16 protein-coding genes and 1 riboswitch are annotated in these 15,167 nt (G+C 36.9%); of the genes, 14 read left to right on the forward strand and 2 right to left on the reverse strand.

What is annotated here, in order from left to right; all coding sequences use genetic code 11:
- Positions 1-868: 868 nt before the first annotated feature.
- The 10 genes from RRB46_RS07745 (at position 869) to thiT (ending at position 9,429) form a co-directional block, all read left to right on the forward strand.
- Complete coding sequence (locus tag RRB46_RS07745; RefSeq protein WP_311538095.1) at positions 869-2,032, forward strand: glycosyltransferase; 1,164 nt, start codon at positions 869-871, stop codon at positions 2,030-2,032.
- Positions 2,001-3,002 carry a glycosyltransferase family 4 protein gene (locus RRB46_RS07750; protein ID WP_311538096.1) on the forward strand — a complete coding sequence of 334 codons (1,002 nt, stop codon included), beginning with the start codon at positions 2,001-2,003 and terminating at the stop codon, positions 3,000-3,002. The genes RRB46_RS07745 and RRB46_RS07750 overlap by 32 nt, the downstream gene beginning before the upstream one ends.
- The gene (locus tag RRB46_RS07755; RefSeq protein ID WP_311538097.1) at positions 2,999-3,691 is read left to right on the forward strand and encodes a hypothetical protein; all 693 of its coding nucleotides are present in this window, start codon (positions 2,999-3,001) and stop codon (positions 3,689-3,691) included. The genes RRB46_RS07750 and RRB46_RS07755 overlap by 4 nt, the downstream gene beginning before the upstream one ends.
- Positions 3,692-3,849: 158 nt before the next feature.
- A complete protein-coding gene (locus RRB46_RS07760; protein ID WP_296129695.1) occupies positions 3,850-4,206 on the forward strand; it encodes a DUF2089 domain-containing protein in 357 nt (118 codons plus the stop codon).
- Positions 4,199-5,251 carry a DUF4097 family beta strand repeat-containing protein gene (locus RRB46_RS07765; RefSeq protein WP_311538098.1) on the forward strand — a complete coding sequence of 351 codons (1,053 nt, stop codon included), beginning with the start codon at positions 4,199-4,201 and terminating at the stop codon, positions 5,249-5,251. Before RRB46_RS07760 ends, RRB46_RS07765 begins: the two co-directional genes overlap by 8 nt.
- Positions 5,252-5,563: 312 nt before the next feature.
- Positions 5,564-6,682, forward strand: a complete 1,119-nt coding sequence (locus RRB46_RS07770) for an EpsG family protein (protein ID WP_311538099.1) — start codon at positions 5,564-5,566, stop codon at positions 6,680-6,682.
- An 18-nt stretch (positions 6,683-6,700) separates the two neighbouring features.
- Positions 6,701-7,786 carry a hypothetical protein gene (locus RRB46_RS07775; protein ID WP_311538100.1) on the forward strand — a complete coding sequence of 362 codons (1,086 nt, stop codon included), beginning with the start codon at positions 6,701-6,703 and terminating at the stop codon, positions 7,784-7,786.
- Positions 7,787-7,805: 19 nt separating this feature from the next.
- Positions 7,806-8,096, forward strand: a complete 291-nt coding sequence (locus tag RRB46_RS07780) for a hypothetical protein (RefSeq protein ID WP_297689014.1) — start codon at positions 7,806-7,808, stop codon at positions 8,094-8,096.
- 70 nt (positions 8,097-8,166) lie between these two features.
- Positions 8,167-8,724: a manganese efflux pump MntP family protein gene (locus tag RRB46_RS07785; RefSeq protein WP_311538101.1), complete on the forward strand. Its 558-nt coding sequence runs from the start codon at positions 8,167-8,169 to the stop codon at positions 8,722-8,724.
- Positions 8,725-8,758: 34 nt separating this feature from the next.
- A riboswitch (TPP riboswitch) is annotated at positions 8,759-8,853 on the forward strand.
- A gap of 30 nt (positions 8,854-8,883) precedes the next feature.
- Entirely contained in the window at positions 8,884-9,429 is a 546-nt protein-coding gene (gene thiT, locus RRB46_RS07790) for an energy-coupled thiamine transporter ThiT (protein WP_311538102.1), read from the forward strand.
- A gap of 88 nt (positions 9,430-9,517) precedes the next feature.
- On the opposite strand, the gene RRB46_RS07795 is transcribed toward thiT, so the two are convergent.
- Both RRB46_RS07795 and RRB46_RS07800 read right to left on the reverse strand, forming a co-directional pair.
- Positions 9,518-11,128: a hypothetical protein gene (locus RRB46_RS07795; RefSeq protein ID WP_311538103.1), complete on the reverse strand. Its 1,611-nt coding sequence runs from the start codon at positions 11,126-11,128 to the stop codon at positions 9,518-9,520.
- A complete protein-coding gene (locus RRB46_RS07800) occupies positions 11,121-11,864 on the reverse strand; it encodes an ABC transporter ATP-binding protein (protein WP_311538104.1) in 744 nt (247 codons plus the stop codon). Before RRB46_RS07800 ends, RRB46_RS07795 begins: the two co-directional genes overlap by 8 nt.
- A gap of 150 nt (positions 11,865-12,014) precedes the next feature.
- On the opposite strand from RRB46_RS07800, the gene RRB46_RS07805 reads away from it, so the two are divergent.
- Genes RRB46_RS07805 through RRB46_RS07820 form a run of 4 tightly spaced genes read left to right on the forward strand, consistent with a single transcriptional unit; the run spans position 12,015 to position 14,493 of the window.
- Positions 12,015-12,374: a GntR family transcriptional regulator gene (locus RRB46_RS07805; protein WP_311538105.1), complete on the forward strand. Its 360-nt coding sequence runs from the start codon at positions 12,015-12,017 to the stop codon at positions 12,372-12,374.
- Complete coding sequence (locus RRB46_RS07810) at positions 12,371-13,054, forward strand: ABC transporter ATP-binding protein (RefSeq protein ID WP_311538106.1); 684 nt, start codon at positions 12,371-12,373, stop codon at positions 13,052-13,054. Before RRB46_RS07805 ends, RRB46_RS07810 begins: the two co-directional genes overlap by 4 nt.
- Complete coding sequence (locus tag RRB46_RS07815; RefSeq protein ID WP_311538107.1) at positions 13,054-13,860, forward strand: hypothetical protein; 807 nt, start codon at positions 13,054-13,056, stop codon at positions 13,858-13,860. The genes RRB46_RS07810 and RRB46_RS07815 overlap by 1 nt, the downstream gene beginning before the upstream one ends.
- 12 nt (positions 13,861-13,872) lie before the next feature.
- Positions 13,873-14,493 (forward strand): hypothetical protein, encoded by a 621-nt coding sequence (locus tag RRB46_RS07820; protein WP_311538108.1) that lies wholly within the window; start codon positions 13,873-13,875, stop codon positions 14,491-14,493.
- The last annotated feature ends 674 nt before the right edge of the window (positions 14,494-15,167 follow it).

The following is a 15,167-nucleotide window of genomic DNA, read 5'->3' on the forward strand; positions in this document are numbered from 1 at the left end:
CCTTGCACCCCCTCCCCGTTACACCCCCAGGCGGCCCCTAAAGCGGGGAGCATGAACAGAAGCTTGCCTTCGGCAAGCCTCTCTTGGTAGACGGAACCCTTTGTAAAAGCTAGCCTAATCCTAGCTGATTTTGACATTCCGATGCCTAAAAATCTCAATCTAGCCCAAATATTTCTTTTTTATGTACTCTACATCTCAGTAGCTACAAAACTATTATTTGTACTCGTGCGTCAGGAGATTTTCTTAACGGCATCTCCATTTACAAAATCTCCAGACTTTGGGGAAATAGGTCTTTATTCTGAGAGAAATGTAACAACTAATTGGTTCTAAGGCTCGTTTGCCTTTGGAAAACATTGCTATTAGTGGGTCTAGGAAAAAGAGTTTTAAGACTTACAGAATTAAAATCGTCAATTATTTTAAATCGAGGAAGCGTTAAGAAAATTTTGTTGAACGAAACGAAGTGGAGTGAATCTAAATTTTTAGCTGACGAGATTTGAAATAATAGATTTTGTACCAGGATGAATAGCAGTCATGTCTAACATAGAAGATTGCCAGAGGCAATCTTCAATTTGCCCTCTGCAAGAGTCGCTTGCGGGGGGTAACGGAGTGGGGGTGTAAGGGGGAGGCCGATGGGGACCCATGCGAAAGGGTCCCTGGGCCTCCCCCTTTGTACGAAGAGATATGTTTATAATTATTATTTATTATGAGATAAAAGTACGAAGAATTAAAGTAAGTAATAATATTATCTTGAATAATAAATCAACTATCTTGGATAATAAAGTAGGGGTTTTAGGGGAAAGCCCCCTAAAATAATCTTATCTTGGATAAGCCCCCCAAATAATGGTATTGTTATACTAGTGAGGTTTTTATGAAAATTTTAATTACCAGTGATTGGTACTGGCCTGTTGTTAACGGGGTGGTACGTTCTGTTTTGAATTTGAAAAAATATTTAGAGGATAAGGGCCATGATGTAAGGGTCCTTACCTTATCTAATACTACAAAATCTTATAAGGATGGCAATGTTTATTATGTAGGTAGTCTTTCTGCCAAGAAGATCTATCCCCAGGCTAGGGTTTCTAATCTTTTGGCTTCTTCCCATCTTAAGGAGATTAAGGAGTGGGAGCCTGATATTATCCATTCCCAGTGCGAGTTTTCTACCTTTTTGATGGCTAAGAGCATCCAGCGAGATTTAGAGATTCCCCTTGTCCACACCTACCATACGGTTTATGAGGACTACACCCATTATTTTTCCCCATCTGAAAGGGCAGGCAAGAAGATGGTGGCAATTGCTTCTAAGACTTTTTCTAAGCTCTGCACCAGGATTATTACTCCTACTGCCAAGACTGAAGAGCTTCTTCTTAAGTATGGGATTGAGAAAAATAAGCTTGATGTAATCCCTACGGGTATTGCTATGCCTGAGTTTTATGATAAAAAAATCTTGAGAAAATCTCTTGGTATGGCTGATGATGAGAAAATTATTATCTATTTGGGTAGGCTTGGTGAGGAGAAAAATATAGAAGAGGTCATGGCTTATTTTGATAGGCTAAAAGATCCTACTATAAATCTCTACATAGTCGGGGGAGGACCATACCTTGATAAGCTTAAAAAATATGCAGCTAGTTTATCTAAGAAGGTGATTTTCACCGGTATGGTTGATTCAAATTCTGTAAACCGCTATTATCAAGCGGCTGATATCTTCTCTTCCGGTTCAGTTTCAGAAACCCAAGGCCTAACCTATTACGAGGCCCTTTCCAATGGGACCATTGCCCTTTGCAGGAATGATTCGGTCCTTGATGGGGTTATTGTAAATGGTTTTAATGGCTTTAAATACAATAATTTTGAAGAATACGAAAAATTTGTAAATAGGGTATTTTCAGACTCTGAATATAAGGAACTCCTTGAGATAAACGCCAAGGAATATGCCAGGGAGAATTTTTCGGTTGAAAGTTTCGGCAAGAAGTGCGAAAATGTTTACCAAAAAGCAATAAAGGAATACGTCCATGAAGGTATTAATATATTCAAAAGATTATGAAACAGTCAAAGAATCTGGCGTGGGCAAGGCTATTGACCACCAAAAAAAGGCCCTAGACCTGGTTGGCTTTCCCTATAGTCTGGATGAAAAAGAAGATTTTGACCTAGTCCACATAAATACCAGCTTGCCAGGAGCAGTTTCTTTTGCTCATAGGGCTAGAAAGGCTGGTAAGAAGGTAGTCTATCACGGCCATTCTACCATGGAAGATTTTAAAAATTCCTTTGTTTTTTCAAATGAACTTGCCCCACTTTTTAAAAAATGGCTAGTTCATGCTTATAGGCAAGGTCACATAGTCCTAACCCCAACCCAGTATTCTAAAAATATTCTAGAAACTTATGACCTTGATAGGCCGATTGAAGTTGTGTCAAATGGTATAGACCTAGATTTTTGGATAGAAAAAAGTGATGATAGGGCGAGTTTTTATACAAAATATAGCCTAGACCCAAGTAAAAAATCAATAATTTCTGTGGGCCTTCCCATAAAAAGAAAGGGAATAGATGATTTTATAAGGCTTGCGGAAAGGATGGGTGAATACGAATTTGTCTGGTTTGGCAAGCTTGATAAGAGTCTAATGAGCCCGGAAATAAAAAAAGACATTGACCAAGCACCAGATAATTTCCACATGCCAGGCTATGTGACAAGCGATGAATTGAGGATGGCTTATTCAGGTTCAGACCTCTACGCTTTTTTAACCCACGAGGAAACCGAGGGCATAGTTCTTCTAGAAGCCCTAGCCACAAAAGCCCAAATCCTAATAAGGGATATAGAAATATTTAAGGATGGTTTTGTGGACGGGGAAAATATCTATAAAGGAAAGAGCCTAGATGACTTTGAAAGTAAAATCAGGAGCATCCTTGAAGGAGACCTTCCAGATTTAAGTGAGAAAGCCTACAAAATCGCCCAGGAAAAGTCGATTGCAAATACAGGAAAAAGATTGGTTGAAATCTATAGAAAGGCAATGAGTCTATGAGATCTATAATAAAATTAACAGGAGCCTTGGCAATTTTTATATTAATTCCAAGTTTAATAAGCACAATGTTTTTAGACCTAAACAAGACCGATGATATAGGGATGATAATGGCTCAAATGTGTATAATAGCTATGGTTGTCATAAGTTTTTACCTGGCAAGCAAAACTATTAGAAAATATGAAGAAAAGACCCTGGAATTGATAGATAGGCAAAAAGATATAGAAGGCCTAAGAGATTTAAGAGAAAAAAGGATATCTTACAAGTCAAAGGCAGCCATCACAAAGGAAATCTTAATCAGAAAGCCAAGCCTATCTGAGGCGGAAAAGCTTAGAAAATACACGAATAAGACAGAAGATATGGCCCACTACTATGCGGCCCTTCTGGCAGAGGCAAGCCCTGAAAAAAGAGAAGAAATCAAAATTCGTAGGGATAATTTTAAGAAAAAATACGGCCACAAGGCCCTAGCCTACACAGATTTTAAGGGCAATCTTACCACATCCATCAAATGGTTGGCGGCCTTTTTCATAGCCTTTGCTCTTGCAGAGCTTTTGAAGGCAGTAGGACAAAATCTAGGTTTTTACCTAGCCATAAGCTTCATCCAAGCAGGAATCCTAGGAGCTTATATGATAAATACCATAATCTGGCTATCAAGAACAATCAAATCCTATTGGGATAAGGAATATATTTAGAGATTCGGCTTAAACCGAATCTTTTTATTTTTGAAGATTTACATATCACAAAATATATAATTGATTTATCAAATATTTTAAAACAAAAACTTAAAATAATTAATTTTCACTTTACAAATCTTAAAAGACCTAGTATAATTTAAACAAAAGGAGGGGCTATGATTAATAAATGTCCAAATTGTGGTGATCAGATGGTGATTACTTCCTACAGATGCAATTCATGTTATACAGAAGTAAGTGGTGAGTTTGAGATAGATAACTTCTCAAAACTAGACAAAGAAGATAAAGAATTTATAGAATTATTTTTACAAAAAAGAGGTTCAATCAAGGATGTTGGAGAAGAAATAGGTATTTCCTATCCAACAGTTAGAAATAGGATTGATAAGATAGTAGCAAAACTTGGCGGCAAAATTGATAAGAAGAGCCATAGGCTAGATATCCTAAATATGCTAGATAATGGCGAGATTAGTCCAGAAAAAGCCAAGGAACTTTTAGAGGAGATTAATAATGACTGAAGAAAAACAAATGATTTTAAATATGCTCAAGGATGGCAAAATCACAGTCGAAGAAGCCAGTGACCTCCTTGCAGCCATAGGCGATAAGAAAAAATCTGACAAGGACTTGGGTGGAAAAATTGCATCAGCAGTTGACAACGTAATTAAAAAAGCAACAGAAACCTTAGCAAATATCGACCTTGATAATATGATAGATTTAAATAATTTTAATATCAAAGGAGAATTTAATACCCATAAGGATATTAGGATTGATGATGAAATAGATAATATCGACATAGACCTAGTAAATGGCGATATCATAATTGAAAAGGCAGAAGAAGCCGGAATAATCTTAAGTTCTGATGTATATTCAAAAAAATCCAATCTTGATGACTACTTAAATGTAGAAATAAAAGATGGAAATCTTTCAATAAGTCAAAATGAAGCTTATAAAAATGTTCAAGCATCAGTTAGCTTAAAGCTAGCCCTAGGTAAGGCCCTTTATGAAAATCTTGACATAAATTCTGTAAATGGCAGGGTAGAAGTGGCAGATGTTGACTTTGATAATTTAAATATCGATACAGTAAATGCTAGAATTAACCTTATAAATATCAAGGGTGCAATAGACATAGATAATGTAAATGGTAAGCTTGATATCAAAAACACCCTGGGTAAACTTTCTATAGATAATGTAAATGGTCCAATTTACTTGGCAAATCTTAGGGGAGAATTGGTTGAAGTTGATACTGTAAATGGCAATGTTAGAGTAGATGGGCTTGAAAGCGATAAATTTAGCGCAGATTCAAACCAAGGCTCAATCAGAGTTTATAATATCAAAAACACCAAAGAGATTGATTTAGACACAAGAAATGGTGCTGTGGTAGTTGATACAACAGATTATCCTGGTGAGATCAGGGCCTTTGTAGAAAGTCCAGCTACAAATGTGACAGAAAAATTTGAAAACAAGATCAAAACAAGCACAGGCTATGAAATATCAACAACAAATGATGAAGCAGACCTTGAAATCAAGGCTAGCACAGGCTTTGGCAGGGTATCAATTAGATAAATTTTTAAAGGCGGGTTATTTATAACCTGTCTTTTTTCTTGCAAACAAAAAATCCACCGACCATGGTGGACTTTTGCTTTTTGAGTTAATCAAAAATGTTAGCCTGACAAAAACTGAGGGTAAGTTTTTGTTTTAGAAAACAGTTTGTATTAAGGAAGAGTTAGTCAATTTCTATCTGTTTTCCATCTTTATAATACATAAATATTGTTTATTCCATAAAAAGTTTATGTAAAATCTATGTAAAATTTTAAGTTATCTTCTTTTAAATTATTCTTGCCAATGGGGTATAATGAGACCTAAGAGAGGATTATTTTGGGATTTACATTATTATTTTGCTTAGAGCTTTTGATGTTCATTTGCTTTAGCCTTATAAAATTTAATAAAAATTATCAGAAAAATCTGGCAATTGCTGCTATGTTTGGCCTTATGCTAATTTTTTCGGCCATAAGAGGATCAGGAGATGCTGATTATTACAATTACTTATGGTTTGCTAAAGATATTGGAACAGATACGACCAAGCTTTTTGATTCCCACTATCCAGTCGAGTTTTCCTTTAGGATGACAGCCTTTATAGTCAATCTTTTGGGCCTATCTCGCCAATGGGTCATAGCTTTTATGAATCTTTTATCAATTGGACCAATAAGCTATGTGGTGGCCAAAAAATCTAGGATGCCCTTTTTATCTGCTATAATTTTTATGCAGACTTTTTTGCAATTTGATATGCAAACATCAAGGACAGCTACAGCAATAGGATTAGGAGTCCTATCCATTTATCTAATGACAGAAGAGAAAAATATCTTAAGTATCTTGGCCTTTTTCTGGGCCTATAGCTTTCATAAGTCAGCCGTGATTTTGTTGCCATTTTTAATATATCTTAAGTTTGACTTATCAAATCTGACCAAATCAATTATTGTAGGCCTAAGCCTTGTGGTGTCGGTATTTTCTAAGCTTTTATTTGGAATAATGGCCAAAGTTTTGGGGGCTGTGGGTCTTTCTAGAATGGCGACAAAGATTATAAATTACACCTTTGAGGGGCAATTTGCCTATGCCATGAAGCTTTATGACCCAAGGATAATTTTCGCCCTGGCCCTCTTTGTCATGACTATAATGTATTTTGATAAGGGGACTTTTAAGAAAAATACGATTGATAGTGCGGCGGTAAAGGCGGTATTTTACGGCCTTGTGGTGGTCCTTGTCTTTAGGTCATCAACAGCCATAGCCTTTAGGTTTAGCTCGTTTTTTACAGTCATGCAGATATTTTTGATCCCGCTTCTGATAAAGGAAGTAAAGGAAAAAGATAGCCTGGCAGTTTTTATGCTAATCTTGGCAGTTCTTGTATTTGTCTTGCCATATGCTGTTTATATAGCGGTAGATGCACCGCCATATGACTTCTTTTTTACTAATCATATGGCTATTAATTCATTACGATAGAAAAATGAAAGGTATAACATGAGAAAAGTTACAACATATCAACTAATTGAGGGAATTAAGAGGAATTTGCTTCTGCTTATTATCCCAGCTATATTATTTTTTGGCCTTGTTTTGGGCCTTGGTCTTCATAAAAATGGAGGAACTTATGAGGCTTCTGCTGTTTTAATTTCTGCAGCTGAGGAGGGGGAAGAAGTTTCTTATAACAAGCTTGTCTTAAATGAGAAACTTGCCAATATCTATATGGAAATTTTAAAATCACCTGACCTCTATCAAAAAGTGGCTGATGCCCTTGAGGTGGGAGGCTCTGACTTAACTTATAAGGATGTGATGGCAAGGGCTGATTATGAGGTAAATCCTCAGGCTGGTCTTATTTCCTTTACTTATAAGGACGATGATAAAAAAAGGGCTGCTGATAGCCTTAAGTCGATTTGTGAAAATTTTAAGATAATGGCTAAGGCCTACTTAAATGCAGATAATTTTGCTTACTTACATGGAGTTTTGGTAAATAAGGCATCAAAGACAAAGACCTATATTTTCTCTGTGGCAGCTGGTCTTGCTGGCTTGTTTTTGGGGCTTATTATCATAATTATTAAGACCCTTATGTCTGATAGGATAGCAAGTTTTGATGATTTGGATGAGCTTTCTTATCCTGTCCTTGGCAAGAGTGATGAGTTTATAAAAATCAAGGCAAAGCTTGCTTATAAATACAAAGAGGGAGTCATTGGCCTTGCTAGTCTTGTTAAGGATTCTAATGATTTTGCAGAAAATCTTGCTAAAGACCTTGCCAAAAACAAGAAGCTTTTATTTATATCTAACAAAGAAAAGGCCAATGAGGAAAATTTTGCTTATAAGAATTTAGGAGAAAATCCTTATCAAATCATGGATACGGATGAATTTGCTGGGGATATAGGAAATTATAAAAAAGAATATGACTATGTGATAATCGATGAAAAGGACGAAAAGGAAAGCTTTCTTGCAGCTGGCTTTGAAGATGTGAAAGTGATCCTTGTGGATAATAAAACAAGAAAATCTGACCTGGATAAGCTTATTAGAGATTTGAAAGATTTGGGTCTTGCTGAGATTGGGGTGGTCTATTATCAATAAATTAGTGGTAATTGCCCTAATGATAATCCTTGCAGGATGCGGGAAGAATGAGATTCCTTATAAGGGTATAGATATTGAGGAAAGGCCAAGTACTGGCCTTAAGGTCAAAAAAGAAATATCTGTAGGCCTTGATTATATGGTAAGGCAAGAAGCTGAAATTTATTCTGCTAAGGATGAAAAGACTGCCTTTGACAAAATCCCCAAAGATAGCGTGGTAAGGGTAATCTTGGAAGAGGAAGATGGTTTTGTCTATGTGAGCCTTGCTGGGCAAAATTTCTATATAAGGGCTGATAAACTTAAGGAAATCTAGGATTTGATTTGCATTTTTCTTTCCTTCTGGTTAAGTAAAAAAGCGTTGTGTAATTAGCTAGGAGGAAATTTTGGATACTGCATCATTACTTATTTTATCTGTTGGCCTTGCTATGGACGCCTTTGCAGCTAGTATTTGCAAGTGGCTTTCGGAAAAGACTCACTCAATTAAAAATAGCTTATCTGTTGGCCTATGCTTTGGATTTTTCCAAGCCCTTATGCCTGTCATTGGCCTTACTTTGGGGAGGAATTTTGCCGAAGAAATCAGGGCTATAGACCACTGGATTGCCTTTTTCTTGCTTTTAATCTTGGGCATACAAATGATTAAGGAATCAAGAGAAGAATATTGTGAATTAAATTATGGCTTTGACTTTTTATCCCTAGCCAAGATGGGGATAGCTACATCGATCGATGCCCTGGCAGTGGGTGTGGGCCTTGCCTTTTTAAATATTGATATAGTAAGGTCAGCCTCAACTATTGGAATAATTACCGCAATCTTATCTGTGATTGGTTTTAAGATTGGATCAAAACTCGGTCTAAAATCTAAGCAAATGGCAGAGCTTACAGGCGGGATCATCCTAATTGGCTTAGGGATTAAGATTTTGATTGAACACTTATTTTTTCATTAGTATCTTTGCATACTAATATAAAACTGTATAATATTTATATCACTAGGGGTGCTGAGTTTTACTCGGCTGAGATCATACCCTTAACCTGATCCAGGTAATGCTGGCGGAGGTAAGTGCTTTATACCTCTAGCAAGTATTGTGTAAAGGAGGTATTTTTTTATGAAGAAAAATTGGTCAGTAAAGATGTTGACAGAAGCAGGAATTATGATTGCCTTATCATTTATTTTAGGTAGAATTAAGCTATTTTCTATGCCACAAGGTGGTTCAGTAACAGCAGGTCAAATGATTCCCCTTATTATATTTGCGATTAGATATGGAGCAGGCCCAGGTATCCTTGTAGGTGCTGTGTATGGAGTTTTAGATATGCTTTTAGGTGGTTCAATCTATCACCCAATTCAAGCCTTTCTTGACTATCCATTAGCCTTCGGTGCTTTGGGACTTGTAGGATTTTTCTCAGAATCATTTAACCAAAGACACGAACTTAAACCAGTTCTTTTTGGAACATTCTTAGGCGTATTTGCAAGATTTGTCTGCCACGTCCTAACAGGGGTCATTTATTTTGGATCCTATGCTCCAGAAGGACAAAATGTTTGGGCTTATTCAATAGCCTACAACGGAACCTTCCTAGGTGTTGAATTTATAATAACAGTAGTAATAATACTATTGCTAAAGAAATTCATCACAAGGGATATGGCAAAATTATAGAAAATAAAAACAGGGATTCTGACATAAAAACCCCTCCATCCGTATTCTGGATTTTGGGGTTCAGGTCAGTAGTCCCTGTTTTTTAGTCTTAATTTTTTAGCCTAAAGGTCTTAGGTCCTATTTTTAAAATCAAAAGGCTAGTTATGATTGTAAATAATAGAATAAAGGCAGATGAGCCGATAACTAGGATTGGGGTCTTTATTCCGCTAGTAAATCTTATGGCATTGAAGCAAAAGATATAAACTACCATATCTATTGCGCCTGATATCTTGCCAACCTTGGCTCCTTCAGCGTTAAAGGGCTGGAAGAGGTAATATTGGGCAAGGGGTAGGCTTGTAGAAAATACTCCCGCCAAAAGTACATAGGCAATAGCTTCTAGGGCAAAGATATAATCAGTCCTGTTAAGCCTTAAAAATACGCCAACAAGGCCAAGCACATAAACTATGGCAGGGATGGCATTTATTTTTAAAAGGGAGATGAGCCTTGCCCTGTACATAGTAAGAAGATTTGTAGGCTGCCTATAAAAACCATAAGGGATAAGGCCTTGGTCACAATTTATGAAAAATGCTGTTAGGATATTATCCTGCTTGCAAAGCATGTAAGTAGCAAGAGGGACCAAGATTACCAGCATTTCAACAAGGTCGCCCTTTATATTTTTCTCAAAAAATGGTAAAAAGCTTATTAAAATTGTAAGAAGGGCGGCAAGGATTCCTGACTTTATAAGGACAGGCTTAAGCAAAATCCTCCTGTGCCTCCTAAAAAATATATTATTGAGGTAGGCAAAGCCCTCGCCTTTTACCTTTTTATTATCAATATCCTTATCCTTAAGCTTGACACTTGCTGCCGGGCTTGCGTCGATTTCTTCCATTATATCGTCATACTCTCTGAGAGATTTTTCTATGATAAATCCGTACTTATTAAATTTTCTAAAATAATTTATAGCCATTAAAAATCCAAGGCCAGAGCTTATAAATACAAGGCCCAAGAAGATCTTATCTGAAAGGCCTTTAAATAGCATAAGGTAGGTCATTAGGAAAAAGACCAGGACCATGACTATCAATTGGAGAAGGCCATTTGTAAAGATGGACTTACCAAATCGTAGGTCAATTTCTAGCCAAAAGGCGGATGCTGCAATTTCTGTAAAATATATAGCCAGAGAAAATCCTAGACTTAGGAGAGGATTGACTTTTGCCATCAGATAGAGGGCAACCATTAGGACTATGGACCTTGTAAAAAACCTGACAAGCGGTTCAAAATAAAGCTTTGACTTTATTATTTCTTCTGGGCTAAAGCGGAAGTTTTGGTAATATTTTTTAAGATCAGTTAGGTCAGCTCCTACCAAATCTTTAAGTAGGGCCATAAGCCAATAAAGATAAAGGGGAATGAGCATTGAATAGGCCTTATCCCAGTATAGGGCCCTCTCATAGTCTGGCTTGAAAATTCCATAGGCCCAGCCCAAGATAACTCCTACAAAGATAGCTACAATCCCGAAGGATAATAGGGATTTGATAAGGCCTTTTATCAAGGTGAAAATTGGATAAAGGCTGTGAATTACTTGCTTAGGACTTTCAAACTTATACTTATCTCCAAAATATTTCCCTATAAAGGGGATATGCCTAAAGGCCCAAATTATACCATTAAAGGCTTCTGATAATTCGATTTTTTGTCTTATAATGAACATTGACAAGTTTTTATTCATCTATCTTCCTCAATTCTTCATCAATCTTAAGAGATTCCTTTTCTCCAGAAAGGAGGTCTATAATCTTATCTTCAAAATCAGGATTATTTATGAGATTTTCCTCAACCTTTTGGAGTTTTTTGTCAGATAAGAGGACGATCTCATCACATATATCCTTGGCGAGCTGGAGGATGTGGGTTGAGAAAATAATTATATGGTCAGCGTGGATTTCTCTTATAATTTTTTTCATCTCAAGCTGGACTACCACATCAAGGCTTGTAAGAGGCTCATCCATGAGGATTACCCTCGGTCTTAGGATCAAAAACATGAGCATCTGAATCTTATTTTTCATGCCGGTAGAATAGCCTTGGATCAGCCTATGGGAATCTTCCATGTCAAAATCAACTAGGCCAAAGTACTCCTCAATTGTTTTGCTTGATTTGATATTTTCCTTATTGGCTTCTATAAAAAATTTGATAAATTCATAGCCAGTCAGAAATTTAGGAAGCTCTGGTTCAGCAACCATGAAAAATATATCCTTAAATTCTAACTTTCGCTTAATTCCATTTTCTTCTAAAAAGACCTCTCCAGTATCCTTATCAAGACCATCTGTAATTAGCCTAAAAAGAGTAGTCTTACCTGATCCATTTCTTCCCAAAAGTGCGTAGATAATACCCTTTTCAAAGGTGAAAGACGCATCTGCTAGGACTTCCTTTTTGCCAAAGGCCTTGGACAGATTTTCTATAATTAATTTCATGATATTCTCCCTAATAAAATTCTTTGTTAATTATTATACCTCACATAATTAGTAAAAAAATTATAAAAAAACTTGCGGCCATAAATTTAGGTGGTAAGATTGTATTAAGATAATAATACAGTAGTACAAAATCAGAATCGAGGTGAGTAGATGGATTTTGATGAAAGTAGACCAATTTATATCCAATTGGTGGAAGATTTTAAGATTAAGATCTCAACCGGAACTTGGGAACCTGGGGCAAAGATTGACTCGGTAAGAAACCTAGCGAGTTCCTATAAGGTCAATCCCAACACCATCCAAAGGGCCCTGGCCGAGCTTGAAAGAGAAGGCCTTTGCGAAAGCCAGAGGACAGCTGGAAGGTTTGTAACAGAAGATGAGAAGAAAATAGCAAAGTTATCTGATAGGGCCTTTAACAAGATAGCAGATGACTTTATAAGCGGCATGGAAAGCCTAAATATCAAAAAGAAAGATGCTCTAAGAGAGCTTGATAAGTATTGGGAGGAATTATGATAGAGATTAAAGATTTAAGCCTATCCTACGGGGGTAGGAAGGTTTTGGATAATATGAACCTAAAGCTAGATGATGGCAAGATTGTAGGACTTGTAGGAGAAAATGGTACTGGTAAGTCTACCCTTATGAGAATCCTAGCAGGTCTTGAGAAAAATTATAAGGGAGAAGTCACAATAGAAGGCCAAAGGCCAGGCGGAGAGACTAACAGCCTAGTTTCTTACCAACCAGACCACCTACCTTTTTATCCATCAATGAGAGTAAGAGAGATTGGCGAGATTTACAAGAGATTTTATAAAGACTTTGATATTTCAAGATATTTTAAGCTTTTAGCATCCTTTGGCATCGATAAAGAATTAAGGGTTAAGGAATGCTCCAAGGGTATGAGGGATAAGGTCCAAATTGCAGCCACCCTTTCAAGGAGGACAAAGATTTACCTCTTAGACGAGCCGATGACAGGCATTGACCCAAAGGCAAGACGCATAATGCTAAAGACTATAATAGAAAATTTCGACTACCAGGGAATCTTGATAATTTCAACCCACCTAATTAGCGAAATAGAGAGAATCCTTGACCAAGTCATAGCCATCTCTGATGGTAAAATCATCCTTGATAAAGGAGTAGACGAAATCAGAGAAGAAAACCACATGAGCGTGGAAGATTACTTTACGGAGGTCTTATAATGAGAAAATTAATCGGACTTTTATTTAAAGAAGATATAAAAACAGTATTACCTTGCATGCTAATGCCTCTAATCTTGGGAATTACTGGCATGATCCTTTATTCAGCAACAGGATTTGAAGCCTTATTTGCCATAGTCGGCATAGGAGCGGTGGCCATGTCCTTTGGCCCTCTTGTAGCCCTAGTATTTTTGGCAAATAACGACAACAGAAGATTTTATAAGGATGGGGCTTCATTTTACACTTGCCTTCCTTATTCATCAGAGAAAATAAACCTAGCTAGGCTAATAAACCTTGTAATTATGGGAGTAATCATAGTAATAATTTCCATAATCAACCTATTTTCCTTTGTAGCAGTAAATCCTGGAGAAGCCCTAAACTTTGGGGAATTCATGAGAGAAGTCTTTAGGCTACTTGGAACAATAAAAGGGGAAATGTGGATAGCAATCATCAAAACCCTAATAATAGCCTTTGGATTTGCCCTAGTCTTGGCCCAAATGATAATGGCAACCAACACCCTAGGGGCGGCAAGTCCTTTTAATAAACTGGGAAAAATGGCAAATGGCCTAATCTTAGCGGTCCTTTTTGTCGGCCAAGCCTATCTATATCTTAAGGTTTTTGGCCTCTTGGCAGATAGTCAGATAATAAAAATGGTAGAAGTCGTTCAAAATAACGGCCAAGTCGGAATAAGCACCTTTGATTTTAACCTAGGATCCTTCCTAGCAATTTTAGGAGTACTATTAGCCTTTAACGGTCTATACTTTGCTATGATAAATTATTTCCACAAAAACAAACTATCAGTCCAATAAGAGGAGGGACTTATGGTAAAGAAAATACTAATAGGCCTGGCCTGTCTAATCCTAGGACTAATAGGTCTTAACCTATATATCTTTCACCAAACACCTAATTTCATGAGAAACAACGAGGTCGACGGGGTTAGAATGGAAGCAAAAATCGAATTTGACGAAAGAGATCCGATAACAAAAACCCTAAGGGCAGAAGATTATAGAAACCTAAGCAAGGAAAAACTTGAAGGAATAAATGACAAAATAGGAGGAAGAATCGAGGGAGACCTCCCATCCATCCACCTAAACCAAGGCGGCGGTTTTACCTTGACCTTTTACAAGAGTGGCGAAAAAGTAGAGCCAGAAGACTTGAGCGTAAAAATCACAGCCCACGCCTCAGACTACAGGGACCCAGAGGATAAAAGAGAAATTAATCTAGACACAATAAGCAGCAAGGATAAGACCTACACTTACAAAACAAAGAGATACTCTATACAATACGAGAAATATTTTATAGAATACCTAAGGGTAGAAGTCACTTATAAGATAGATGGAAAGGAATACGTATCAGTATTTGCAACAAACCAAGATAATGCAAATGATGGGACAGACTTTTTTAAAAATGAAGATTTGGAAAATCCAAAAGAGGTTGAGTAGGGAGCCAGGCTCCCTAGGACCTCTTTTTTATTATCCAAGATAATATTATTATTTAGTTTTACTCTTCGTAATTTTGTCTTTTATTAAATATCTATTATTTACTACTGAATCTCCGTAATAAGGGGAGGCCCAAGGGACCTTCCGCATGGTCCCTCATCGGCCTCCCCTTAAACCCCTCTCCGTTACACCCCCAGGCGGCCCCTAAAGCGGGGAGCATGAACAGAAGCTTGCCTTCGGCAAGCCTCTCTTTTTAGACAGAACCCTTTGTATTAGCTATCATTATTCTTACTGATTTTGACATTCCGATGCCTAAAAATCTCAATCTAGTCCAAATGTTTCTTTAATATTTACTCTACATCTAAGTAGTTACAGAAATTTAATATTCACTCGTGCGTCAGGAGATTTTCTTAACGGCATCTCCATTTACAAAATCTTCCGACCTTGGGGGAATTATTCTATATTCAGAGAGAATGGAAACCTCTAAGCAGTCCTAAGGCTCGTTTGCCTTTGGCAAACATCGCGATGAGTTAGTCTAAGATACTAATTTATGGGGAGATTTAAAATAAAAAGTCACCGTCAATAAAATCACACTGACAACTAAATTTAAATACAAATACTGTAATTACTAAGACTATAAGTGAGAACAAAAAGCACAGTTGGACTAGATTGTGATT

It is taken from the genome of uncultured Anaerococcus sp. (assembly GCF_963512375.1).
Taxonomy (GTDB): Bacteria; Bacillota; Clostridia; order Tissierellales; family Peptoniphilaceae; genus Anaerococcus.

Bases quoted from the DNA above. Each gene is read 5' to 3' on its own strand.
- RRB46_RS07745 (WP_311538095.1), top strand. From the start codon at position 869: ATGAAAATTTTAATTACCAGTGATTGGTACTGGCCTGTTGTTAACGGG.
- RRB46_RS07750 (WP_311538096.1), top strand. From the start codon at position 2,001: ATGAAGGTATTAATATATTCAAAAGATTATGAAACAGTCAAAGAATCT.
- RRB46_RS07755 (WP_311538097.1), top strand. From the start codon at position 2,999: ATGAGATCTATAATAAAATTAACAGGAGCCTTGGCAATTTTTATATTA.
- RRB46_RS07760 (WP_296129695.1), top strand. From the start codon at position 3,850: ATGATTAATAAATGTCCAAATTGTGGTGATCAGATGGTGATTACTTCC.
- RRB46_RS07765 (WP_311538098.1), top strand. From the start codon at position 4,199: ATGACTGAAGAAAAACAAATGATTTTAAATATGCTCAAGGATGGCAAA.
- RRB46_RS07775 (WP_311538100.1), top strand. From the start codon at position 6,701: ATGAGAAAAGTTACAACATATCAACTAATTGAGGGAATTAAGAGGAAT.
- RRB46_RS07780 (WP_297689014.1), top strand. From the start codon at position 7,806: ATGATAATCCTTGCAGGATGCGGGAAGAATGAGATTCCTTATAAGGGT.
- thiT (WP_311538102.1), top strand. From the start codon at position 8,884: ATGAAGAAAAATTGGTCAGTAAAGATGTTGACAGAAGCAGGAATTATG.
- RRB46_RS07795 (WP_311538103.1), bottom strand. From the start codon at position 11,128: ATGAATAAAAACTTGTCAATGTTCATTATAAGACAAAAAATCGAATTA.
- RRB46_RS07800 (WP_311538104.1), bottom strand. From the start codon at position 11,864: ATGAAATTAATTATAGAAAATCTGTCCAAGGCCTTTGGCAAAAAGGAA.
- RRB46_RS07805 (WP_311538105.1), top strand. From the start codon at position 12,015: ATGGATTTTGATGAAAGTAGACCAATTTATATCCAATTGGTGGAAGAT.
- RRB46_RS07810 (WP_311538106.1), top strand. From the start codon at position 12,371: ATGATAGAGATTAAAGATTTAAGCCTATCCTACGGGGGTAGGAAGGTT.
- RRB46_RS07815 (WP_311538107.1), top strand. From the start codon at position 13,054: ATGAGAAAATTAATCGGACTTTTATTTAAAGAAGATATAAAAACAGTA.
- RRB46_RS07820 (WP_311538108.1), top strand. From the start codon at position 13,873: ATGGTAAAGAAAATACTAATAGGCCTGGCCTGTCTAATCCTAGGACTA.